General features: G+C 68.8%; 21 protein-coding genes. 11 read left to right on the plus strand and 10 right to left on the minus strand.

Annotation, left to right across the window (positions count from 1 at the left end; all coding sequences use genetic code 11):
• Positions 1-23: 23 nt before the first annotated feature.
• A complete protein-coding gene (locus tag KF892_19935) occupies positions 24-488 on the plus strand; it encodes a hypothetical protein (GenBank protein MBX3627289.1) in 465 nt (154 codons plus the stop codon).
• 10 nt (positions 489-498) lie between these two features.
• On the opposite strand, the gene KF892_19940 is transcribed toward KF892_19935, so the two are convergent.
• Together KF892_19940 and KF892_19945 are read right to left on the minus strand one after the other, a co-directional pair.
• Entirely contained in the window at positions 499-1,635 is a 1,137-nt protein-coding gene (locus tag KF892_19940) for a HupE/UreJ family protein (protein MBX3627290.1), read from the minus strand.
• Positions 1,632-2,828: a hypothetical protein gene (locus tag KF892_19945; protein MBX3627291.1), complete on the minus strand. Its 1,197-nt coding sequence runs from the start codon at positions 2,826-2,828 to the stop codon at positions 1,632-1,634. Before KF892_19945 ends, KF892_19940 begins: the two co-directional genes overlap by 4 nt.
• Before the next feature lie 222 nt (positions 2,829-3,050).
• Between KF892_19945 and KF892_19950 the strand changes: the two genes are divergently transcribed.
• On the plus strand, positions 3,051-3,239 hold the full coding sequence (locus KF892_19950) for a hypothetical protein (protein MBX3627292.1): 189 nt from the start codon (positions 3,051-3,053) through the stop codon (positions 3,237-3,239).
• An 80-nt stretch (positions 3,240-3,319) separates the two neighbouring features.
• Here the strand turns inward: KF892_19950 and KF892_19955 are convergent, their stop codons facing one another.
• The gene (locus tag KF892_19955) at positions 3,320-3,697 is read right to left on the minus strand and encodes a hypothetical protein (protein MBX3627293.1); all 378 of its coding nucleotides are present in this window, start codon (positions 3,695-3,697) and stop codon (positions 3,320-3,322) included.
• A 221-nt stretch (positions 3,698-3,918) separates the two neighbouring features.
• Here KF892_19955 and KF892_19960 point away from each other — a divergent pair, with 221 nt between their 5' ends.
• The 5 genes from KF892_19960 to KF892_19980 all read left to right on the plus strand — a co-directional run bounded on the left by KF892_19960 (position 3,919) and on the right by KF892_19980 (position 11,065).
• Positions 3,919-4,338, plus strand: a complete 420-nt coding sequence (locus KF892_19960) for a VOC family protein (protein MBX3627294.1) — start codon at positions 3,919-3,921, stop codon at positions 4,336-4,338.
• A gap of 8 nt (positions 4,339-4,346) precedes the next feature.
• Positions 4,347-5,105 carry a TetR/AcrR family transcriptional regulator gene (locus KF892_19965; GenBank protein MBX3627295.1) on the plus strand — a complete coding sequence of 253 codons (759 nt, stop codon included), beginning with the start codon at positions 4,347-4,349 and terminating at the stop codon, positions 5,103-5,105.
• Positions 5,106-5,300: 195 nt separating this feature from the next.
• On the plus strand, positions 5,301-6,434 hold the full coding sequence (locus KF892_19970; protein ID MBX3627296.1) for a porin: 1,134 nt from the start codon (positions 5,301-5,303) through the stop codon (positions 6,432-6,434).
• 218 nt (positions 6,435-6,652) lie between these two features.
• Entirely contained in the window at positions 6,653-8,146 is a 1,494-nt protein-coding gene (locus tag KF892_19975) for an acyl-CoA synthetase (protein ID MBX3627297.1), read from the plus strand.
• A gap of 189 nt (positions 8,147-8,335) precedes the next feature.
• Positions 8,336-11,065, plus strand: a complete 2,730-nt coding sequence (locus KF892_19980; protein MBX3627298.1) for an EAL domain-containing protein — start codon at positions 8,336-8,338, stop codon at positions 11,063-11,065.
• Here the strand turns inward: KF892_19980 and KF892_19985 are convergent, their stop codons facing one another.
• The 4 genes from KF892_19985 to KF892_20000 are packed head-to-tail and all read right to left on the minus strand — an operon-like array spanning position 11,066 to position 16,303.
• Positions 11,066-13,051: a response regulator gene (locus KF892_19985; GenBank protein MBX3627299.1), complete on the minus strand. Its 1,986-nt coding sequence runs from the start codon at positions 13,049-13,051 to the stop codon at positions 11,066-11,068.
• Positions 13,044-13,502, minus strand: a complete 459-nt coding sequence (locus KF892_19990) for a response regulator (protein ID MBX3627300.1) — start codon at positions 13,500-13,502, stop codon at positions 13,044-13,046. Before KF892_19990 ends, KF892_19985 begins: the two co-directional genes overlap by 8 nt.
• A gap of 6 nt (positions 13,503-13,508) precedes the next feature.
• Entirely contained in the window at positions 13,509-15,731 is a 2,223-nt protein-coding gene (locus tag KF892_19995) for a GAF domain-containing protein (GenBank protein MBX3627301.1), read from the minus strand.
• On the minus strand, positions 15,728-16,303 hold the full coding sequence (locus tag KF892_20000) for a biliverdin-producing heme oxygenase (GenBank protein ID MBX3627302.1): 576 nt from the start codon (positions 16,301-16,303) through the stop codon (positions 15,728-15,730). Before KF892_20000 ends, KF892_19995 begins: the two co-directional genes overlap by 4 nt.
• Positions 16,304-16,493: 190 nt before the next feature.
• On the opposite strand from KF892_20000, the gene KF892_20005 reads away from it, so the two are divergent.
• The 3 genes from KF892_20005 to KF892_20015 are packed head-to-tail and all read left to right on the plus strand — an operon-like array spanning position 16,494 to position 20,905.
• Positions 16,494-17,351 carry a Ku protein gene (locus KF892_20005; protein ID MBX3627303.1) on the plus strand — a complete coding sequence of 286 codons (858 nt, stop codon included), beginning with the start codon at positions 16,494-16,496 and terminating at the stop codon, positions 17,349-17,351.
• Between the two features lie 9 nt (positions 17,352-17,360).
• Positions 17,361-19,859, plus strand: a complete 2,499-nt coding sequence (ligD, locus tag KF892_20010; protein MBX3627304.1) for a DNA ligase D — start codon at positions 17,361-17,363, stop codon at positions 19,857-19,859.
• Positions 19,856-20,905 (plus strand): DNA topoisomerase IB, encoded by a 1,050-nt coding sequence (locus KF892_20015; protein ID MBX3627305.1) that lies wholly within the window; start codon positions 19,856-19,858, stop codon positions 20,903-20,905. The genes ligD and KF892_20015 overlap by 4 nt, the downstream gene beginning before the upstream one ends.
• 5 nt (positions 20,906-20,910) lie before the next feature.
• Here the strand turns inward: KF892_20015 and KF892_20020 are convergent, their stop codons facing one another.
• Entirely contained in the window at positions 20,911-21,186 is a 276-nt protein-coding gene (locus KF892_20020) for a hypothetical protein (protein MBX3627306.1), read from the minus strand.
• A 339-nt stretch (positions 21,187-21,525) separates the two neighbouring features.
• On the opposite strand from KF892_20020, the gene KF892_20025 reads away from it, so the two are divergent.
• The gene (locus tag KF892_20025; GenBank protein ID MBX3627307.1) at positions 21,526-21,942 is read left to right on the plus strand and encodes a hypothetical protein; all 417 of its coding nucleotides are present in this window, start codon (positions 21,526-21,528) and stop codon (positions 21,940-21,942) included.
• Here KF892_20025 and KF892_20030 read toward each other — a convergent pair.
• Both KF892_20030 and KF892_20035 read right to left on the minus strand, forming a co-directional pair.
• The gene (locus tag KF892_20030; GenBank protein ID MBX3627308.1) at positions 21,926-22,378 is read right to left on the minus strand and encodes a hypothetical protein; all 453 of its coding nucleotides are present in this window, start codon (positions 22,376-22,378) and stop codon (positions 21,926-21,928) included. The genes KF892_20025 and KF892_20030 overlap by 17 nt on opposite strands.
• A gap of 3 nt (positions 22,379-22,381) precedes the next feature.
• A complete protein-coding gene (locus KF892_20035) occupies positions 22,382-23,623 on the minus strand; it encodes a TetR/AcrR family transcriptional regulator (GenBank protein MBX3627309.1) in 1,242 nt (413 codons plus the stop codon).
• Positions 23,624-23,677: the final 54 nt, after the last annotated feature.

The raw sequence follows: 23,677 nt of genomic DNA on the forward strand, positions 1-23,677 counted from the left end.
AAGGCTTGTGTATCGTCGGGCGCATGCAGGAAGACAGACGTTATGCGCCCCCCGCCGCCGCGCTGCGGGACGAGGAGGCCGAGCGCCTCGTGAGCGAACGCCCGGCGCAGGTGCGCTGGGCTTCGGTGCTGCTGTGGCTGAGCTTCACGCTCGGCTGCGCGCTCTCGGTCTACGAACTCGGCACGCGGGGCGACCCGTCGGAGCACGCGCCGGTGGTCGACGCGGTGGTGGCCGGCATCACCTTCGGCGCGCTGGCCCTGGGCGCCTTCCTCAACGTGATGATCTACCGCGGCCACAACTGGGCGCGCATCTTCTACCTCGTGCTCACCCTCGTGTCGCTGGTGCTGCTGCTCGTGCCGGCTGACGAAGGCGCGGTGCTCACGCTCACCGAGAAGATCGCCTATGCGGTGTCGTCGCTGCTCGACGTCAGCGCGATGGTGCTCGTCTTCACCCGGCCGGGCGCGCTCTGGTTCAAGCGAAAGCGCTGAAAGCGGCGGCCTAGAACGGCAGCAGCTTCAGGTTGCCCAGCCGCTCGACCAGCCACACCCCGGCGAGCAGCGCGATGAGCACCGAGCCGCCGAGGAAGATGAGCCGGCGATAGACCCAATGCCGGCGCAGCGCAAACGCCACCGGCAGGAAGAGCGCCACGATCGCGAGCTGCCCCACTTCGACGCCGAGGTTGAAGCCCACGAGGGCGAGCAGCAGCGCGTCGGCCGGCAGGCCGAGGTCCTGCAGCACGCTCGCAAAGCCGAAACCGTGGATGAGCCCGAAGCAGAAGGCCACCAGCCAGCGCCGGCCTTCGACCACCGGCCGCAGGTTGTTGAGCGCGGCCAGCACCACCGAGGCCGCGATCGCCGACTCGACCCAGCGCGAGGGCAGCGTGATCCAGCCGAGCGTGGCGAGCGACAGCGTGATCGAGTGCGCCACGGTGAAGGCGGTGACGATCTTGGCCACGTCCCAGAAGGCGACGCGGAAGCTCTTCGCCGGCTCCCAACGCGGCTTGCGCCACAGCAGCACCGCCGGCAGCAGCAGCGAGACGAGGAAGAGGATGTGGTCGAAGCCGATCCAGATGTGCCACACGCCTTCGCGTGCGTAGTCGATGAACTGCGACCAGCGGGTGATCTTCGCCAGCTCGAAGGTCTGTTGCGGCGCTTCGGGGCCGAACACGGCGCTGCGTGCACCCGCCGCGGTGTGGAGGTTGAGCAGGCCGCGGTGCTGCGGGTCGAGTTCGGCGAAGAGGCGGTAGTCGAGCGTCAGCGTGGTGGGCGACGCGACCGGGCAGCGGATGGCGAGCTGCAGCACACTGTAGGCGCCGTCGGTGTGGTGGTCGACCAATTGCTCCGGCACGTCGATCTGGCAGGGCTGGCCATCGGTCTGCAGCTTCAGGCGCGCCAGCGCATAGGCGGCGATCTCGGGGTGCCGGGCACGCGTTTCGCCCCAGGTGATGCGGCCGTCGCCATCGCCATCGAGGCCGATCGCGAAATCGAGGTCGCGCAGGGCGATGTCCCATTGGCCGCTGATGCTGCCGGGCTCCGCGCGGATCATGAGGTAGCTGTCGGAAGGCTTGTGCGCCTGCACGAGACCGGCAGCGGCCAGCAGGAGCAGGGCGCCGAGCCAGCGCAGGAGGTGCCTCATCGCATGCCCTTCAGCCGTGTGGCCAGCGAGTGCAGCGCGGCACTTTCGATGTGCGAGCTGGCCATCCACTGCAGCACCGGCTCGGCGGCGGCCGGCTCGCGCGCGGCGATGGCCGCTTCGAGCAGGGCGCGTGCGTCGGCCGGCTCGCGCTGCACGGCGTAGTTGCGGCGGGCGAGCTCGAGCGCGCGTTTCGCGTCACCAAGCACGGCCAGCACGAAGCGCGACTCTTCCTTCTCGTGCGTGGCGTCGCCGCGCAGCCGGGCCGCGTCGAAGCGGGCGGCGAGGTCGGCCTGCCACGCCTTGAGCGAGGGGTGTTGCAGCGCCTTGGCCGCCAGCACCAGGCGCAGCAGGAGCAGGTCGGAGCGGCCCTTGCCGTCGAGCAGGGTCAGCACCTCGGCCGGGCGCTTCTGGTCGAGCAGGAAGTCGGCGTAGGCGGCGAGCAGGTAGCCGTCGGTGAGCTGCAGCGCGAGCGCGCGGCGGTAGGCTGCTTCGGCTTCGGCGTGGCGCCCGCGGCGTTCCTCGGTTTCGGCCAGGCGGGTCAGCACCCACAGCTGCTCGTCGGCGGGCGCCGCGGGCTGCGCGGCAAGCGCGTCTTGCAGCGCGCGGGCGGCGGCGTCGGCGCGGCCGCTCAGCGAGTCGACGCTCGCCTTGCAGGCCACGCCGATCAGCGGGGTGACCAGGGCGGCGGCACGCTCGCACGCTGTGCGCGCCGCCGCGTAGTCGGCCCGCACGAGGTGGATGGCGGCCTGCCAGCCCCAGGCCTCGGCGAGGGTGGGGTCTTGGGCCGCGGCGGCCGAGAGGTCGGCCAGGGCGCCGTCGAAGTCGTGGTTGAACTGCCGCAGCACCGCACGCATCACGCGCACGGCGGGCGGCGGCGCGGGCTCCTTCCACCACGGCGCGAGCGCGGCCTGGGCGTAGCCGATGTAGCGAGGGTCGCCTTCGGCGGCCACTTCCTCGTAATAGCGGCGGGCGAGGCGCACGGCGAGCTCGGCGTCGGTCGGGTTGCGTGAAAGGCTGGCGCGCAGCTCACGCATCTCGCGCGCCCGTGGGGCGGTGGTGCGGGTGCTCAGGGTTTCCAGCAGGGTGTCGTCGGAGGCCGGCCGGTAGGGCGCGGCGATGGCCACACTTGCGCAAACCCCCACGAGAGGCGCCAGGAGCCAGGCAGCATGGCGGGCGGTGTCGATCAGTCGCATGGGGGCCACAGAAGGGAGCGCGGATGGTAGCAACCGCGTCACGATTGGTCGCAGAATGCGCGCCGGCCCTGTCAACGAAACCAGGCACCTCCCGTTGTGGCAGGTGTCAGCTTCATCCGGTTCATTGGCGTGGGGCTGATTCCGACACGGCGAGCCCTGGTCGCAGAGGGCCGTTGCGGAATGGCGAGCCAGTGTTCGTTTCAACCACCCAAGGAAATACCCATGAGCAAGCTTCTCTCTTCCCTGATCGTCGCCGCTTTTGCCCTGACCGCCGCGGGCGCCCAGGCCGCTTCCCACGCCGGTGCTGCCCCGATGAAGGCCAGCGAAGCCAAGCCCGCTGCCAGCGGCGCCAAGAAGGCCGAGAAGAAGGCTGAAAAGAAGGCCGAGAAGAAGGAAGAAGCCAAGAAGTAAATCGCTTCGGCTTCAAGCGAAAAGGGCAGGTACCGCACCTGCCCTTTTTTCTTGTCTAACGAAAAATCGGTGGGGCCTTCTCAGGCCTCCCAGCGCCACAGGGCGCGCAGCATGACGCCGATGGGCTGAGGCTTGGCCGGCATGGGGGCCGGCGCGGCCGGTGGCAACGGGGCGCCGCGGTGGACGAACCAAGCTGCGAAGCGCGCGAGCACCCACGCCATCGCCACGAAGAGCCCCATGCCCGCCACCGCAAACATCACCAGCAGCGCGCCGTGCACCCAGTTCTCGCCGAGCGCGCAGAACAGCACCGCCGCCAGCACCGCAATGCCCGCCGCGCGCCGGCTGCCGCGGGCCTCGAGCATGCCGCCCAGCGCCAGCGCGTAGCAGGCCACGAAGGCCCAGGCGCAGACCATCTGCAAGAGGCTCAGCTTGTTCAGCGAGACGGTGATGTCATCCATGGGCGAAAGCATAGACATCTCAGGCGTGTAACGGATGTCAGAAAAAGCCGTGTTGTGCGCTCTTCCACCGAGATGAGGGAGTGCACATGGGTGCTCTTGTGACAGTCGTGAGAAGGGCTGTCCGCCCTCCGTGCAAAACATCTCGTTCGGCTGGACGCAACGCCCGGCTTTGGTGCCGGTGCTAGATTGCCGCCCGACTTCAACCACCACGGGAGACACCCATGAGCACCGAGACTTCTACCGCCGTGCGCGCAACCCTGGGCGCGATCGGCATCGGCGTGCGCGACCTGCAGCGCTCGGCCGATTTCTACCAGCGTGTGCTCGGCATGAAGCAGCTGCAGACCTTCAAGCTGCCCTACATGGACGAGATCGTGCTGGGCCTGGAAGGCGGCCGCGGCTCGGCCATCGTGCTCATGCACTGGACCGACGGCTCCGAGCGCCACTACGGCAGCAACGGCATCAAGCTCGTCTTCTACGTGCCCGACCCCAAGGCCACCGCGCAGCGCTTTCGCGAAGAAGGCCTGGAGGTGGTGCGCGAGCCCGCGCCCGTGCCGGGACTGGGCAATGCGGTGGTCGGGTTCGCGAAAGACCCCGACGGCCACCTGATCGAGCTGCTGCAGGCCACCGGCCGCCCCGCCTGAGCTCGCGCATGGCGCGCCCCTCGGCCGCACCCGCGGCGCCCAAGCCTCGACTCACGGCGCAGGAGCGGCGCACGCAGATCATGGACAGCGCCACCGGCCTGATCCTCGGCCGTGGACTCGCGCACTGTTCGCTCGACGAAGTGGCGGTGGCGGCCGGCATCAGCAAGGCGCTCATCTACCGCCACTTCTCGAGCCGCGACGAGCTGCTCAAGGCGCTGCTCGAGCGCGAGTTCAGCGTGCTGCGCGGCCGCGGCCTCGGGGCCTTCGCGCCCGATGCGCCGTTCGAGCGTGTGCTGCGCCTGTCGACGCGCCAGGCCTTCGAGTACCTGCATGAGCGCGGCGCCATCCTGCGCGAGCTCTTCAGCGATCGTTCCGCGATCGAGCTGCTGCAGGAGCGCGACCGCAACGAGCGCATGGAGAGCACGAAGTTCTTCGTCGAGAAATCGATCCGCACCTACGACGTGCCGCCCGAGGTGGCGCAGGTGATCGCCATCATCACCATCAATGCGCCGGCCGCGGCGGCGCGCGGCTTGCGCCGCTTCGGCTTTGCGCCCGACTTGAGCGCAGATGTCTGGTCGGAGTTCGTGCTCGGGGGGTGGGCTGCGGTGGCACGCCGCTTTGGCAAGGGCAAAGCCGCCGCGAAAGGGAGAACGGGCAAACCCGCGTCGTTGTCCACAAGCGACAGCACCTCACGTGACAAGCCCCGGAAGAACCCGAAGAACGCCGCCGCCACAACGGCGAAGCGAAGCGCTTCTCCCAGGCGCTGAAGCAGCGTCTGCGCGCTTGTTCTGTTTGATGCACTGCAGTGGAGGGATTCCCCTCGCTTGAGCTGCCAGGTCGATTTGTAGACTATTTGTCTACTAAGGTGTCCGCCCAAGATGGCACCGAATGTCCGGGATCACAGAGTGTGGAACGCACCTGTCTTGCATCGCAAAACAGGGAACAAGGACTGGAGACAAAACGTGATGAAGCGATCGGTGGTGGGTCTGGCCGCAGTGGCGGCGTGTTCGAGTGCGATGGCGCAAGTGCCGCCCACGCCGGGCGTGGTGATCTACGGTGGTGTCGACGGCAACGTGACACGCGCCAGCGCCACCGGCAAGGAAGCCATCTGGCAGGTGCGGGACGGCGGCATGTACGTCACCAAGCTCGGCTTCACAGGCCGTGAAGACCTGGGCGGCGGCTACTTCGCGAGCTTCGTGATGGAGTCGCAGGCCAGCAGCGACACGGGCCTTGGCTCCAACACCAACACGACGAATACGCCCGCCGGTAACACTGCGGCCGGCGGCTTCAACTGGAACCGCAAGTCCACCGTGAGCCTGCATTCGCCCCTCGGCGAAGTGCGCTTCGGCCGCGACTACACCACGACCTTCGTGCCCACCACCTACATGGACCCGTTCTTCAGCGCCGGCGTGGCCAGCGCAGTGAACTTCCAGGTGTTCTACACGCAGACCGTGGCACCGCCCCCGCTCGTGCGGGCCAGCAACATGGTCGGCTACTACATTCCCGCAACCTGGGTGCCCGGCCTGTACGCCTACGCGCAGGTGGCCGCCGGTGAAGGCACCGGCGCACGCTTCACCGGCGTGGGCTCGGGCTATCGCCGCGGCCCGCTGCTTGTGAGCGGCGCGTGGGGCAAGACCAAGGGGCCGCTGCAAGGCAGTGCCGGCCTCTCGGCCTCGACGGTCGCCGGCGACAACAACCTCACCGTCTGGTCCGTCGGCGCGTCGTATGCGTTCGGTGGCTTCAAGCCGATGTTCTTCTACCAGCGCCAGGTGATGGACCGTTTCGGCCCCGCCGTCGGCACCACCGAACTCGACCGCACCGTCGACGACTGGCTGGTGGGTTTCTCCTGGGCCATTGGCGCCAACACCATCAAGGCGTCGTATCAAGAGAAGAACGACAAGGGCATTGCCAACGTCGACCCCACGCAGATCGGCCTGGGTTATTCGTATCACCTGTCCAAGCGCACCGCGGTGTATGCCAACGCGGTGCAGATCAAGAACAAGAACGGTGGCTCGTACAGCTTCCTCGCCGGTTACGCGCCGGTGGCCAACGGCACCAGCCGGGCGATCCAGGCGGGCCTGAGCCACAACTTCTGAGTGTTTTCTAGGCGGTGCCGGGGTGAGAGTCCGGCTGCATGCTTGCAATGGGGCTTCGGCCCCATTTTTTTTGCCAGGGTATGCCCCGATGAAGGGGGAGGGTGGTCGAGGCAAAGAATGAGTCTTCATCCGGAGTGACTCATCGCATGAACGCAGTTGTTTCCCCTGTCGACGCCGCCTTGCTGCAGCAAGCGTTGGCGGTGTCCATGACGCGTGGCATGTCGGTGGCCCTGTGGGCCAGGCTCTTGCCGAATGCACCCGCGATCGTGAGCGAGCACGGCTCGCGCAGCTTTGCCGAGCTCAACGCACGCTGCAACCAGCTCGTGCGCGCGCTGCGTGCGCGGGGCCTGCAGGCGGGCGACGGCATCGCGCTCCTGTGCAGCAACCGCGTCGAGTTTGCCGAGGTGTTCTGGGCCTCGCGCCGCGCGGGCCTGCGCATCACACCGGTCAACTGGCACCTCACGGCCGACGAGGCCGCCTACATCGTCAACGACTGCGATGCCAAGGCGCTCTTCTTCGATGCACGCTTCACCGACATCGCGCAGGAGCTGCGCGAGAAGACGCACTGCACACGCTTCGCGATGGGCGGCAGCGTGCCGGGGTATGACGACTACGAGGCCGCCTTGGCCGGCCAGGCCACCGACGACATCGCCGACCCGCAACTCGGCACCTCGATGCTCTATACCTCGGGCACGACCGGCCGCCCCAAGGGCGTGAACCGCGGCGCCGTGGCCGGCAGCCCCACCAGCGAAGCCGCCGCCTACGCCCCCGGTGAGAGCGTGCACCTGTGCACCGGGCCGCTCTATCACGCGGCGCCGCTCACCTTCTCGCTCGCCGTGCCCAACATGTTCGGTGCGGCGGTGGTGATGATGGACGGCTGGGACGCCGAGCGCGCGCTCGCGCTCATCGAGCAGCACCGCGTCACGCACACGCACATGGTGCCCACCATGTTCCACCGCCTGCTCGCGCTGCCCGAGGCCGTGCGCACTCGGCACGACCTGGGCTCGATGCGCTACGTGCTGCACGGTGCCGCGCCGTGCCCCGTCACGGTGAAGCGCCGCCTCATCGAATGGATCGGCCCCATCGTGCACGAGTACTACGCCGCCACCGAAGGCATGGGCTGCCTGGTGGACTCGCACACCTGGCTCGCCAAGCCCGGCACGGTGGGCCAGCCCGAGCCCGGGCACATCCGCATCCTCGGTGAAGACGGCCGCGAGATGCCGGCGGGCGACGTGGGCACCGTGTACCTGCGCGCGCCCGACGAAGGCCGTTTCAGCTACTACAAAGACCCGGCCAAGACCGCCAAGGCCTACGAGGGCTCGCACTACACGCTGGGCGACATGGGCTACCTCGACGACGACGGCTTCCTCTTCCTCACCGACCGCAGCGCCCACCTCATCATCTCGGGCGGCGTGAACATCTACCCCGCCGAGGTCGAGGCCGTGCTGCTCACCCACCCGGCCGTGGCCGACGTTGGCGTGATCGGCGTGCCCAACGAGGAGTGGGGCGAAGAGGTGAAGGCGGTGGCGATGCTGCACGCCGGCCACGCCCCCTCGCCCGCGCTGGCGCAGGCGCTCATCGAGCACTGCCGCAGCCAGCTCGCGCACTTCAAGTGCCCGAAGAGCGTCGATTTCGTCGACGACCTGCCGCGGCTCGACAACGGCAAGCTCTACAAGCAGAAGCTGCGGGAGGCCTACCGCGCCAAGGGCTGAGCGGGCCCGCCGCGTTCTGCCAGCCGGCACCGGCGGCGGGCGCTGAGGCCGCCGTCGCAGCTGGGCGTGCCAATCTCGTCACGCTTTGCGCGGCTTTGCGACCGATGCGGCGGCCATTCGACGTGGTGCCGCTCAAGGCCGCCGCCGGCCGACCCGATATCCCCGTTGAACTCCTACGCGCCCCGCGCCATGTTTCAACGCGTCCATGCCCACTGGCGGGCCCTGCCTGCCACCACCCGCCTCTACGTCACCGCTGCCAGCGTGGCCGGGGCGTTGCTGGCGGCGTTGGGTGGCGGCACCTGGTGGATGCTGGAGCGGGCCTACACCACCAGCGTGCAGCTCGCCTACAGCGAGGTCGATGCCGCCTCGCAGCGCCTGAGCGACCGGGTGCAGCGCCTCTTCGACCAGCTCAACCAGACCGCGTCGCTCGTCAAGCACTACCAGGAAAACAGCGGCGGCGCCGACCTGGTGGCGATGGAGAAGAACGGCCTCCTGGTGCCGGCCGGCCGCCTGTCGATGGCGCTTGCCGACCAGACCGGCCAGGTGCTCGGCATGACCGAATCGCAAGGCGCGGTGCCGGCCGGGGCCAAGCACGTGGCCGACCGCCAGCACTTCCAGGGCTCGTGGACGCGCACCGACCTCGCCATCGCCCAGCCGGTGTATTCCGAGGTGCTCAAGCGCTGGCTCGTGCCGGGCGGCAAGCAGCTGCAGCACCCCAACGGCAAGTTTGCCGGCGCCGTGCTGCTGGCCTTCGATGCCGCGCTGCTGACCGAAGGCTTCACCGTGAACGACAGCCCGGGCAACGCCGTGGGCGTGGTCGGGGCCGACGGCATCTTCCGCTCGCGCCGCAGCGACGACCGCCAGAGCGCCGGTGACCAGGTCGATGGCGACGAGATCGTGCGCGCCGTCAACCGCGCCGACCGCAGCATGGTGCCCACCGCCAGCACCATCGACGGCATCGTGCGCTTCAGGTCCGTCACGCCGATCCCGGGCCATGACCTCTACGCGGTCGTGGCCGTGCCGGCGTCGACGTCGATGGCGGGCTACTACGCGCTGCGAACCAAGACACTCGCCACGGCCGCATTCGGGGCGCTGCTGATCCTCTTCATGACCTGGGTGCTGTCGCGCCAGTCGCTGCGCCTGCGCCGCACCGTGATGCAGAAGGAGCAGGCCGAGCTGCGCGTGTACCACGAGAAGGAAATGCTCGAGGTGACGCTGCGCTCCATCGTCGACGGCGTGGCCACCACCAACCACTTGGGCCGCATCACCTACCTCAACCCCGCCGCCGAGGCGATGACGGGTTGGCCCGCCGCCCAGGCCATCGGCAAACCGGTGTCGGAGGTGATCTGCCTCACCCACACCCACACCCGCGAGCGGCTCGGCCTCGGCCTCAACGAATTCGCCCGCCCGGGCGCGCAGCCGCGCCCCGCGCGTGACTCGGTGCTGGTGCAGCGCGATGGCGCGCACCGCTCCATCGAGGACTCGGCTGCGCCCATCCTTAACCGCAACGGCATGGCGGTCGGCGCGGTGCTGGTGCTGCACGACGTGAGCCCGGCCAAGAAGCTCGCCGCCGAGATGTCGTACCAGGCGAGCCACGACCTGCTCACCGGCCTGCTCAACCGCGCCGCCTTCGAGGTGCGCCTCGACGCCGCCATCACCACCCAAGACCTCGATGAAACCGGCGTGGTCATGTTCCTCGACCTCGACCAGTTCAAGGTGGTGAACGACACCTGCGGCCACGTCGCGGGCGACCAGCTCCTGAAGCAGGTCACCGCCCTCTTGATGCAGGAGATCCGCAAGCAGGATACGCTCGCCCGCCTCGGCGGCGACGAGTTTGCCGTGCTGCTGGAAGCCTGCCCGATGGAGCCCGCGCTGCGCGTGGCCGAAGCCATGCGCCGGCGCATCAGCGAGCTGCAGTTCTCATGGGAAGGCCGCTCCTTCCAGCTCACGGTGAGCGTGGGCGTGGTGCCCTTCAAGGCCCACCAGTACACCCGCTCCGACCTGCTGCGCGTGGCCGACTCGTCGTGCTACGTGGCCAAGGAAGCCGGCCGCAACCGCGTGCACGTCTACGACGAAGCCGACACGGCGGTGGCCACCCGCAACGACGAGCTCGACTGGTACTCGCGCCTGCAGAAGGCGCTCACCGACGACCGCTTCGTGCTCTACGCGCAGCGCATCGCCTCCATCCAGGAAGGTGCCGGTGGCCACGAGAGCGTGGAGGTGCTGATCCGCTTGCGCGACGACGAAGGCAAGATCGTCGCCCCCATCGCCTTCATCCCCGCCGCTGAACGCTACGGCCTCATGCCGCAGATCGACCGCTGGGTGATCTCGAAGGCGTTGGCCATGCACGCCGGCTTCGCGCGCCACTACACGCTGCCGGCGCGTTTCTCGATCAACCTCTCGGGCGCTTCGATGGCCGACCCGACGCTCGTCGACTTCGTGCGCGAGCAGCTGGCCACCCACCGTGTCTCGCCCGAGCTGATCTGCTTCGAGATCACCGAGACCGCGGCCGTTGCCAGCTTCGACGTGGCGGTGCAGATGATCAACCGCCTGCGCGAGCTGGGCTGCCGCTTCGCGCTCGACGACTTCGGCGCGGGCATGTCCTCGTTCACCTACTTGAAGCGCCTGCCGGTCGACTACGTGAAGATCGACGGTGCCTTCGTGAAGGACATGGCCAAGGACGCCGTTGACTTCGCGATGGTCGAGGCCATCCACAACGTCGCCCACCGCATGGGCCTGCGCACGGTGGCCGAGTTCGTGCAGAACGACGTCACCATCGAGATGCTGCGCGGCCTGGGCGTCGACTATGTGCAGGGCTACGGCGTCGAGAAGCCGCGCCCGCTCGATGACGCCACGCGCAGTGAGCCGCCGCCGTCGTTCGTCAAGCCGATGGCGCTGCCCAAGCTGATGGCCGCGTGATCAGGGTCGCCTGATCGGCTGCCGCACCTCGGGTGCCGGCGACACCAGCGCGGCCTGCACCGCCGCATGCACCGCCGCGGTGGCCACCGGCTTCACCAGGTGCGCCACGAACCCCGCCTCGCTCGACTGCTTCATGTCGCCCTGCGTGCCATAGCCGCTGAGCGCGATCACCGGCAGCCGGCCGTGCAGCTGGCGGCCGATCTCGATGCCGCTGCCGTCGGGCAGGCCGAGGTCGGTCACCACCACGTCGAAGCCGTCCTGCGAGTTGGCCAGTGTCATCGCTTCATCGCAGCTGTAGGCGTGCGTCACCCGGTAGCCGAGGTCATGCAGCGACAGGCCGAGCGCATCGGCCGCGTCGCGGTTGTCTTCCACCAGCAGCACGTGCACCGAGGGCGGTGGCCGTGCACTGCCGTCGTGGGCCTCGGGCGCCTCGGCCTGCACGCTGCTCGCCTGCGTGGTGGGCAGGCGCAAGGTGAACACGGCGCCGCGGTCGCGCCCGTCGCTGTGCGCGCTCAATGAGCCGTGGTGCCGCGCCACCAGCCCGTGCGCGATCGCGAGACCGAGCCCCAGGCCACCGAAGCGGCGCGAGACGTCGGCGTCGGCCTGCTCGAACGCGAGGAAGATGCGTGGCAGCGCGTCGGCGTGGATGCCGATGCCGGTGTCGGTGCAGCTCACCTCCAGCTCGCTGCCGACGAGCCGCGAGCGCACCTCCACCCGCCCGCCGCTCGGGGTGAACTTCACCGCATTGCGCACGATGTTCCACAGCACCTGCTGGATGCGCGCCTCGTCGCCCTGCACCACGCTTTCGGGTGCGTCGAGGTGCAGGTCGAGTGTGAGGCCGCTGCGCTGCACGTCGCCTTCCAGCATCTCGGCCACCGCGTGGATCAGCTTGTGCACGTCGACCGGCTGCAGCCGCAGGTTGACCTTGCCGGCGCCGATGGCAGTGAGGTCGAGCAGGTCGTCGATCAGGCGCGCTTCCAGGGCCACGTTGCGCCGGATCATGGGCAAGAGGTGCGCGAGCTTGTCGGGCACGGTCGCGTTGCGCTCCAGCAGCTGCGCCGCCGCGGCAATCGGCGCGAGCGGCGTGCGCAGCTCGTGCGAGAGCACCGCGAGGAAACGGTCTTTCGCGCGGTTGGCGCGCTCGGCTTCCTCTTTCGCTTCGCGCAGCGCCTGCGCGTCGCGCCAGGCCGGCGTGGCGTCGTGCACCAGCATCGAGAAGCCGGTGTGATCGCCCTGCGTGTTGTAGAGCGCGGTGACCACGCCTTCGCCGCGCATGCGGCTGCCGTCGGCCCGCACCAGCCAGCGGTCGTTCTGCGCGTGGCCGAGCGCGAAGGCGGTTTCCAGCTCGCGGCGCCACACGCCGTGTTCGCGGTCTTCGGGGGTGAAGACGAGGTCGATCGAGCGGCCAAGCGTGTCTTCGCGGCGGTGGCCGAAGATGGCCTGCGCGGCGAGGTTCCACGAGCGCACGATGCCCGCGCCATCGAGCAGGATCACCGCGTAGTTGCGCAGCGAGTCCACCACGCGGGCGTAGAGGGCGTCGGCGTCGCGCAGCTGGGCCTCCACCGCTTCGCGCGCCTCGCGCAGGCGCACTTCTTCCAGTGCCCGGTCGATGGCCACCGGCAGGCGCGACAGGCGGTTCTTGATCACGTAGTCGGTCGCGCCGCGCTTGAGCATGTCGACCGCGTTGTCTTCGCCGATCACGCCCGAGACGAAGATGAAGGGGATGTGCGGATCCCGCTGCCGCACCAGATCGAGCGCCTCGCCGCCGGAATACCGCGGCAGCTGGTAGTCGGACAGGATCACGTCGTAGCGGTAGCGGTCGAGCGAGGCCACGAAGTTCGGCTCGTCGTCGACCCAGGTCACGCGCACGTGGGGGTAGGCGCGCTTGAGCCACTCCTGCAGGATCTCGGCGTCGAAGGCCGAGTCTTCCAGCAGCAGCACGCTCAGGCGGCGGTCGTGCGGCGCGGTGGGGTGAGGGTCACTCATTCCGGCGGCCCACCTTGAGCGAGCCTGGTGGCGGTTCATTGAGGACCGCCCAGAACACACCCAGGTCGGCGATGGCGGAGACGAACTGCTTGAACTCCACCGGCTTCACCACATACGCGTTCACACCCAGCTCGTAGCTGCGCAACACGTCGGACTCTTCATGCGAGGAGGTGAGCATCACCACCGGCACGCTGCGCAGTCCCTCGGTGGCGCGCACCGTCTTGAGCACTTCCAGGCCGTTCACCTTGGGCAGCTTGAGGTCGAGCAGGATCACCGCCGGGTTGCCTTCGGAGCGCTCGCGGTGGTGGCCTTCGCGGTTGAGGTAGTCGAGCGCCTCGGCGCCGTCGCGCACCACGATGACCTCGTTGGCCAGCTGGCTGCGTTCGAGGGCCACCAGGGTCAGTTCGAGGTCGCGTGGATCGTCTTCGACGAGGAGGATGGGCTTGAGCATGAAGACCTAACGGGCAGTGGAAGAGGAGAGCAGCACCTCGCGGCGCGGCAGGAGCAGGGTGAAGGTGGCGCCGCGGTCGGGTGCACCTTCGGCGCTGACGGTGCCTCCGTGGCGCTCGACGATGCGGCGCACGCTCGCGAGGCCGATGCCGGTGCCTTCGAACTCCTCGACCTGGTGCAGCCGCTGGAAGACGCCGAAGAGCTTGTTCACGTACTTCATGTCGAAGCCCACGCCGTTGTCGATGACCGCGAGGCCATCGCCTTCCGGGGTGCTCACGGCGCGCAGGGTGATCTCGGGCGCCTCGCGCGTGCGGCTGTACTTGACGGCGTTGCCAACCAGGTTGCGCACGGCCACCTGCATCAGCAGTGCGTCGCCCCAGAGCGTGGCGAAGGGGCCTTCGACGTGCCAGCGGATGCGCCCCGACTGCGGCGCGTCGAATTCGCGCACGAGGTCGCCGACCAGCGCGCCGAGGTTGATGTCGACCCGGCGCAGCGCCGAGCGGCCCATGCGCGAGAACTCGAGCAGCGCGTCGACCAGCTCGCCCGCGTAGGCCGCCGCATCCTTCACATGCGCCAGGTAGCGCTTGGAGCGGTCTCCGAGCTGTTCGCCGTCGAGCACCAGGTCGACGTAACCCGCGATGTGGCGCATCGGCGCGCGCAGGTCGTGCGACACGGTGTACGAGAACGCTTCGAGTTCCTTGTTGACGCGGCCGAGCTCGGTGGCCACTTCGGCCAGCTCTTCCGCTCGGCGCAGCACGATGCCGATCAGCGCCTGCCGCAGCTCGAGCGCGGCACCCAGCTCACCGGGCGTCCAGTCGAGCGAGCGGCCGCGCAGCTCTTCGCGCCAGGTGGCGAAGCTGCGGCGCGGGTGCAGGCGGCCGTCGCCATTCGGGTCGACGTTCTTGCGTGGGTCTCCGGCCCAGTGGATCTCCTGCACCACCTCGGGCCGGAACCACAGGATGTACTGCCGGTGCACCTGCGAGATCGAGAGGGCGAGCAGGCCGGAGGCGATGCGGGTGTGGCCCGCCATCGGCGGGCACAGCGCGGGCAGCCGCGCGGTGTGGAAGGCGTCGGTGGTGCGCGGCCCGAGCCATTCGACGAGCTGTTGCAGGCTGGCGTCGTCGGGCACGTCGCCCACCGTCCAGCACTCGTCGTTGAGCACCACCGCCGCACCGCTCGCGCGCGCGATGCGCAGCAGCAGGCCCGGGTGGTCGACCAGGCGCTGCAGCGTGGCGTCGCTGTCGGCCAGGTGTGCCACCAGCGCAAGCGTGAGCTGGCGCAACTCGGCCTCTTGCGAGATGCGGGCGTTGTCTTCCTTGGCCTCGATCTGCAGCGAGAGCAGCTGGCCCAGGTGCTCGCAGGCCATGCGGGTGGCGTAGTCGAGCTGGCGCGGGTTGTGGTCGTGCACCGAGATCAGCCCCCACAGCTCGCCGCGCACCATGATCGAGACCGAGCTCGACGCGAGCGTGCCCATGTTGCGCATGTATTCCAGGTGCACCGGCGAGACGCTGCGCAGCTGCAGCAGCGACATGTCGAGCGGCTTGTCGGCCCAGGCGGGTGAGACGACCCGCACCGGCACCGGGGTGTAGTTCGCGTCGGCGATGAGGCGGAAGCGGTTGACCTTGTACAGCTCGCGCGCCTGCGGCGGGATGTCGGAGCCGGGAAAGTGGTGGCCGAGGTAGGAGTCGTAGCCGGCGTCGCGCGCCTCGGCCAGCACGGCACCGTGGCCCTCGGCATCGAACGAGTAGACAAGGCAGCGGCCGAAGCCCGTGAGCTGCTTCATCGACATCGCGGCCAGCTGGCACAGCGCCTCGACCGTCTGCGCCTCCTGCATGCGCGGCAGCAGCTGGCGGGTGAGCACATAGATGGGCGCGCGTGCGCCCGGCTCGTCGGCCTGCGCTTCGAGTTCGACGTGGAGCAGGCCGTCGCGCAGATGGGCGCTCGCATGCAAATGGCGCCCGCCCACGCGCATGGAGCCGAGCGATGACGAGCCGTCATTGCGCGAGAGGTCGGCGAGCTCGACGTCCAGGTCGGCGAACACGTCTTCGATGCGGTGGGTGAGGTCGGGCGAGTCACCCAGCAGTTGTGTCCAGTTCTCGCTGTAGGCGACGAGGGCGCGGGAACGCGCATCGAGCGAAACCATCCAGCCGTGTGGCTGGATCGCCCCCGGCACGCGGATCGGCTCACGCGCGCAGTGCGCGAGGTCGAGCGAGGTGATGGACTCGCTCATGCCGGCAGCCCGTCGAACACCTCGCACAAGGCGGCGAAGGTGCGCTGCGCGCTGTGGCAGGCGCTGCGGGCCGCGGCGTCGTCGGCGCCGAGTTCGTGGGCGATGACCTCTCGGAACTCGCGCCACATCGCCGCGGTGGCCGGCCCGTGGCCGTGGAAATAGCGGGCGCCGTGGGAGGGCGTGAGGCCGAGGTGCTGCTTGAGCAGCGGGGTGATGACCTGCCCGCCGAGGGCGGAGCCTTCGATCACGTACATCGAGCCGAGCGCTCCGGCCACATCGGCCATCGGGATGCTGCGCACGGCACGCTCGGCGGCGTGGGCCAGGTGCGGGGTATGCGGCCCGCCGAGCTGGCGCAGGTCGTCGGCGGCAAAGCCACTGCGCTTGCGCTTGGCACACCAGTCGCGCAGATGGGCGGGCAGGGCGGCGGCCACACGCGGCTCCCAGCGCCAGAGGAATTCATGGAAGCCCGCCATGACGCCCGCATAACGGGCTGCGCTCATGGGGTGCGTGAGCCGCAGCACCGACTCGATGCGCGTGTGCTCGGTGCGGGTCTTCTCTCGCAACTCCTTCAACAGCCCTGCTTCAATGCCCAATGAGGCGGCTCCCAATCGAGAACAAAAGTGCGCTGATTCTGGAGGAGCAGCCATGCCCCTGCGCGGCAGTCCAGCTTGCAAAAATTACCGATGGGTAGGTGCTTTCCCACAGCGGAATCGGGTGTTGCAGACTGGCGCGCGCGCAGGCGGGCCTCTTAGCCTTGCGTGCATGGCAACCGCATCGCGATCACTGTGGAAAGGCGCCATCAGCTTCGGGCTGGTGCACATCCCCGTGAGCCTGCATTCGGCGTCCACCGAAAGCGGGGTCGACTTCGACTGGCTCGACAAACGCAGCATGGACCCGGTCGGCTACAAGCGCATCAACAAGCGCACCGGCCGTGAAATCACCAAGGAAAACATCGTCAAGGGCATCGAGTACGAGAACGAGAAGTACGTGCTGCTCAGCGACGAGGAAATCGAGGCGGTGTACCCGCGCTCCACCCAGGCCATCGAGATCGAGGCCTTCGTCTCGATGAGCGAGATCCCGTTCGTTTACCTCGACCGGCCCTATTACCTGGCGCCTGTGGCGAAGGGCCAGAAGGTCTATGCGCTGCTGCGCGAGGCGCTGGTGCGCAGCGAGCGCGTGGGCCTGGCGCGGGTGGTGATCCACACCAAGCAGCACCTGGCAGCGCTCGTGCCGGCCGGGCCGGCGCTGGTGCTCAACCTCTTGCGCTGGAGCGACGAGATCCGCACCTGGGAAGACCTGGCGTTGCCAAAGGAAGGCGCGAAGGCCAACCACCTCACCGAGCGTGAGCTCGAGATGGCCGGCCAGCTGATCGACGACATGACGGTGGCCTTCGACCCTTCGCAGTTCTCCGACCGCTTCAAGGAGCAGGTGATGGCGCTCGTGGAGCGCAAGGTCGAAGCCGGCGAGACGGAGACGGTGCTCGAGCCCGAGGAGCAACCCCTGCCGAAGGATGCCAAGGGCGCCGACGTGGTCGACCTCACGGCCCTGCTGCAGGAGAGCCTGAAGGGCCGTGGCGAGCACAAGCACAAGGCCGCTCCGAGAAAGAAGAAGGCCGCCTGAGGACGCACCATGGGCACCAGCAGCCTCGCCACCTACCAGCGCAAGCGCAACTTCGGCGCCACGCCGGAACCGGCAGGCGAAGTGGTGGCCTCGGGCGACGAGCTCAGCTTCGTCATCCAGAAGCACGCGGCACGACGGCTGCATTACGACTTCCGGCTCGAACTCGATGGCACGCTCAAAAGCTGGGCCGTGCCCAAGGGCCCGAGCCTCGACCCGCATGACAAGCGCATGGCGGTGCAGGTGGAAGACCACCCGCTGTCGTATGGCGGCTTCGAGGGCACGATCCCCGAAGGCCACTACGGCGCCGGCTCGGTGATCGTGTGGGACCGCGGCACCTGGGTGCCGCTTGGCGACCCGCGCAAGGGCTACCGCGAGGGCAAGCTCAAGTTCGAGCTCAAGGGCGAGAAGCTGCACGGTGGCTTCACGCTCGTGCGCATGAAGTCGCGTGAGAACGAGCGACAGGTGCCGTGGCTGCTCATCAAGGAGCACGACGACGAAGCGCGGTCGGCGAGCGAGTTCGACGTGATCGAGGCGCTGCCCGACAGCGTGCTGGCCGGCAGGAAGAAGCGCCCCGTCGCGGCCAAGGCACCGGCGAAGTCGCCCGCCAAAGCTCGGCGCAACGCGAAAGCCGAGCTGCCGCTCTCGCTCACGCCGCAGCTGGCCACGCTGGTCGACGACATCCCGCCCGGCGACGACTGGCTCTACGAGATCAAGTTCGACGGCTACCGCGTCGTCACGCGCATCGATGGCGACGACGTGCGCTGCTTCACCCGCAAAGGGCACGACTGGTCGCACCGATTGCCCACGCTCGTGAAGGCGATCCGTGCGCTTGGCATCGGCTGGGGGTGGCTCGACGGCGAGATCGTCGTCGCAGGCCCCAAGGGCACGCCCGATTTCCAGCTGCTGCAGAACGCGTTCGATGCGCAGCGCACGCAAGACATCCAGTACTACGTGTTCGACCTGCCATTCCACGACGGCGAAGACCTGCGCGAGCGGCCCTTGAGCGAGCGGCGCGAGCGCTTGCAATCGCTGCTGGCAGGACACACGGGCGGCACAGTGCAGTTCAGCGCGTCGTTCGACGCCGACCCGCGCGAGCTGCTCGCCTCGGCTCGCGACGCCGGCCTCGAAGGGCTGATCGGCAAGCGTGCGTCGGCCACCTATCACTCGCGCCGCTCGGCCGACTGGGTCAAGCTCAAGCTCGGCCAGCGGCAGGAGTTCGTGATCGGCGGCTTCACCGACCCCAAGGGTTCGCGCGCGGGCATCGGCGCGTTGCTGATCGGCGTGCACGATGCCGAGGGGAAGCTGCGCTACGCCGGCAACGTGGGCACCGGGTTCGACGACAAGACGCTGCTCGCGCTGCGCCAGCAGCTCGACGAGATCGAGACGACGACGAGCCCCTACACCGATGGGCCCGCACGCGTCGGCACGGTCAAGCTCGTGAAGCCGCATTGGGTGAAGCCCAAGCTCATCGCCGAGGTGGCGTTTGCCGAGTGGACGAAGAGCGGGCATGTGCGCCAGGCGGTCTTCCACGGCCTGCGCAGCGACAAGCCGCCGGAGCGCATCACGAAGGAAGTCGCCAGGCACATGGAGAAAGCACCTGCCAACAAGGCGCTGCCGAAAGACTTCCGCGTGACGCACCCGGAGCGTGTGGTCGACAAGCGCACCGGCGTCACCAAGGGCGAGCTCATCGCGTATTGCGCGCAAGTGGCCGAGCTGATGCTGCCGCACCTGAAGCAGCGGCCGGTCTCGCTGCTGCGCGCGCCCGATGGCGTGGACGGGCAGTTCTTCTTCCAGAAGCACGCCGAGAAGAAGAGCTTTCCGAACATCGAGGTCCTCGACCGGGCGTTGTACCCGTCGCACGACCCGTTGCTCGCGATCGGCACGCCGCTCGCGCTGCTGTCGGCCGCGCAGATGAACGTGCTGGAGTTCCACACCTGGAACGCCACCACGCGCGCAATGGACCGGCCCGACCGCATGGTGTTCGACCTCGACCCCGGCGAGGGCGTGGGCTGGCCGCAGGTGCTGGAAGCTGCGCAGCTGGTGCATGCGCTGCTGGAGGAGATCGGCCTCGTGGGCTTCCTGAAGACGAGCGGCGGCAAGGGCCTGCACGTGGTGGTGCCGCTCGCGCCCAAGTACGACTGGGACACGGTGAAAGACTTCTCGCAGGCCATCGTGGCGCACATGGCCTCGGTGATCCCCGATCGCTTCGTTGCGAAGAGCGGGCCGAAGAATCGCGTCGGCCGCATCTTCATCGACTACCTGCGCAACGGGCTCGGCGCGACCACGGTGTGTGCGTGGTCGGCCCGTGCGCGGCCGGGGCTGGGCGTCTCGGTGCCGGTGACGTGGGATGAGCTCGCGGGCCTGAAGAGCGGCGCGCAGTGGACGGTTGAGAACGTGGCCGAGCGACTGGCCGTCGGCAACACCCCGTGGGCCGACTACGCGAAGACGAAGCAGAGCCTGGTGAAGCCGATGAAGGCGATGGGCTTCGATCCGAAGGCGGTGCGATGAGGGCTGTGGTGAATCCCTTCGAATCCGAGGCACCGCCGGGGCTGCGCTACGTGAGCGACACCATGCCCGGCATACGCCGGCTGCGCGACGGCGACGGCTTCCGCTACCGCGATGCCAAGGGCCGGCTGCTGCGCAACGCAAAGGAGCTGCAGCGCATCCGCAAGCTCGCCATCCCGCCCGCCTACGAAGAGGTGTGGATCTGCCCGCTGCCCGAAGGCCACCTGCAGGCCACCGGCCGCGACGCGCGTGGCCGGAAGCAGTACCGCTACCACCCCGACTGGCGCGAAGCGCGCGACGCACACAAGTTCGAGCGCATGCGCGAGTTCGGCCAGGCGCTGCCGCGCATCCGTGCCAAGGTGAAGCGCGATCTGGCGGCACCGGTGGGCAGCCGCGCATCGGTGCTCGCGGCGCTGGTGCGACTGCTCGACACCACGCTCGTGCGCATCGGCAACGACGAATACGCGCGCGAGAACGGCTCCTTCGGCCTCACCACCTTGCGCAACAAGCACGCGGCGGTGAAAGGCGCGACGCTGCACTTGCGCTTTCGCGGCAAGAGTGGCGTGTGGCACGAGCTCACGCTCGAAGACCCGCAGGTCGCGCGCATCGTGCGCGCCTGCCAGGCGATGCCGGGCCAGGAACTCTTCCAGTACGAAGACGACAAGGGCGAGACACGCTGCGTCGGCTCGGCCGACGTCAACGAATACATCAAGGTCTTGAGCGGCGCCGACTTCACCGCGAAGGACTTCCGCACCTGGCACGCGAGCGTGCATGCGCTCGCGCGGCTGTGCGCTTTGCCGGTCACCGGGCCGGTGAGCCGAAAGCGGGCGAACGAGGTCTTGCGGGAAGTGGCCGGACTGCTGGGCAACACGCTCGCGGTGTGCCGCAAGTCGTATGTGCACCCGGGGGTGATGGCGGTCGCGACGCAGCGCGGCGTCGAGGCCCTGGCGGGTGGGGCGTTGAAACGCTGCCGGGGCCTGACGGTGGCCGAGTGCCGGCTGCTGGCCTTCCTGTCAGCGCAACCGGGGCCCGTGGAGGAGCCCCGGTAGGCCGATCAGGCGGCGGCCGTCGTGGTGGACGAGGAGGAGGGCGACAGCTTGGCGCGTGCCGCTTCTTCGGCCTCCTTGCAGGACGGGGCGCACACATGTTGCGCCTTGCCCAGCAGGCGGCGGGTCTTCAGGGTGTTGCGGGGGCGATGCTTGCCGCACAGGAAGCACGACATGGTCCCGGCCTGGAAGTCACCCGCACTCGCGAACGGCGAGCCGCCTTCCTTGACCTTGTAACGCAGCCCATCGGCCTGGATCTTGGTTTTGACGACGTCTTTTGCCAAAGTAACTTCCTCAATTGGTTGAAAACGCAAACCCTGTATTGTCCTGCGATCTCGGTCGACGCGCACGCCTAGGGTGAAACAAAGCATCCGCGCAGCGCCGAGAAGATTGGATTGTCCAGGCTTGACGCCCAGTATGCAAACGCCAACTCACCGGGAAGGCGAGGCCAGGCACTGGCGATAACCCTTAGATCCACGGCGCCGGCATGGTTCCGCAGGCGGGCCCGCCCGGAGCGCGCCGCCGTCTTTGACGCCCGCAAGGGCCCGTTTGCAGGCGTTTCAGGGGTTCCCTTGGAGAGCCGATTGCCGCTACACCTGGAGCCGAGACGACATGGAGGCGCCATGCAGTACCTCAGGCCCAGGTGCAGGGCTGTTTGCACCCTGTCTGCCCTGTGCGGGCTGCTGAGCACCGCCGCGGCTCAGCAGGCGACCGTCACAGCCGGCCACACGGTGATCGACAACTGCGTGACCACGGCCCGGCTCTCGTTCAAGGCCGGCGTCAACGGCATCGTGCTCGATGAGCGCGACGGCGCCGAGGTGGCGGCGAGCATCGTGCGCCGTTACCCGATGATCGAGCGCGATGGCCTGTACCCCACGGCGGTGGCCCTGTGGCGGCCGCCCAAAGGCGAATGGGTCTACGCCACGCTGTCGCAGAAGGCGCATGCGCCGCACGCGGCCTGCTTCACGGCGAACGTCGATGCCTCGAAGGTCGACGCGACGCCCACGCTGATCCGCAAATACTTCAGCCCGGCGCCTTGATCTGGGCCGCCTGGGCTTCCGCCTGCACCCGACCGCACGCGCGCACGATGCGCCAGTGCGCAAGCGCCACGGCGCCGGCCTTGCCGACGCCCCAGCCGAGCACCCAGCCGAGCGCGACCTCGGCCACCCAGGCACCGAGCGCCGGGATGGACTCGACACCCGCCGGCTCGATGGGGAAGAACATGGCGAGGCCGGTGAAGGCGATCGCCGTCCACAAGGCCGTCCAGCCGCCACTGCGGCCGAGCTGGCGGTTGATGACACGCTCGAAGTGCTCGTTGCGCGCGGAGCGCAGCCCGGGCACGCGCAGCGTCACGCGCAGGCGCGGCAGCTTCCAGCGCTTGTTGATCGACTGACGGAAGGCGTCGAGATCAGCGAGTGAGTCGATCGCCAGCGTGCGGGGCGGCGGGATGCGGCGTACCGCGTGCTTGGTCGCCACCGGTCAGATGGCCGCGCTCGGCGGGCAGAGGATGCCCAGGAAGATCGGCCGCACGTAGAGCTCGGCCACGTTGTCCTGCGTGGCGCTCGGCACCCAGTGCGTGAGGCTGCCGGCCGAGTTGACGAGGCCGCTCGCCACCTGCGCGGCGATCACCGGGTGCAGCGGGCGGATGGAGCCGTCCATCATGCCGTCGACCACCACGTCGGCCAGGCGCTCGGTGAGGCGGCTCATGGTGCGGCGCACGTCGCTGCGACGCTCGGGGTCGGAGAGGGCGCTGGTCGCGCCCAGGCGCAGCAGCGGGCCTTCGGGCGACAGCTGGAAGCGTGCGAGCGACCGCGAGATCGCACAGGCGCGGTCCCAGCCCTTGCCTTCGATGCCGTCGGCCAGGCTCAGCGCGCGGCGGATCACGGCGAAGGTGCGCTGGAAGCAGTCGAAGATCAGGTCTTCCTTGTTGTCGTTGTGGTGGTAGAACGAGCCCTTGGTCACGTTGAGCTTGGCCGAGATCATGTCGACCGAGGCGCCGCGGTAGCCCTGCTCGTTGACGAGGAAGGAGGCGGCGCGCAGGAAGGCTTCGGCGGTGGCGTCGTCGTTGACGGTGAGTCGCCATTCGCGCTCGGCCTGCGACGGGGCCCACACCGAGCCGGCCGCGGCGCTGCCGTGGATCACGATGTCGCTCACGCGCGCGGCGATGTGGGCGTATTCGTCGGTCTCGTAGCGGTCGATCCAGCCGCGCACCCAGTGCGCCACCGACAACACCATGTAGGTGCGCGCGGCCAGGTCGGCCCGGCCGAGCTGCGCCGTCTGCGGCGTGCGCAGCAGCTCGCGCAGGCGGCGGAACATGTCGTTGTAGGCGTCGGAGACCACCTCGAAATGCGGGCTCGGCAGCGCGCGCATGTCGTTGAAGGTCATGAGCGGCGCATGCGCGCCGTGGTCGATGTCGGCGAAGAGGGCGGCTTGCAGGCGGAAGAACTCATGCACCCGCGCCTCGATGCCGCTCTTTTGCGATGCCTGGTCGATGACGTGGCGGATGACCTCGATCGCCCGCAGGAAGCAGGCGGTCGCCAGGTCTTCCTTCTTGCGGTAGTAGTAGGTGACGCTGTTGGTGACCAGCCCCACGCTGGCCGCGATGTCGGCGAGCGTCGCGCCCTTCACGCCGTGCTGGTTGAAGAGGTCGGCAGCGGCACTGAGGATGGCTTCGCGCTTTTCCTGAAAGCGCTGCGTCTGGGCAGGGAGCGTCGCGGACATCGGCGGGTGACGGGAGGGGGGCTTGCGTGCAGCCATGAATTATCCGCCAGCCCC

Origin of the sequence: Rhizobacter sp. (assembly GCA_019635355.1) — a bacterium.
GTDB lineage: Bacteria > Pseudomonadota > Gammaproteobacteria > Burkholderiales > Burkholderiaceae_C > Rhizobacter.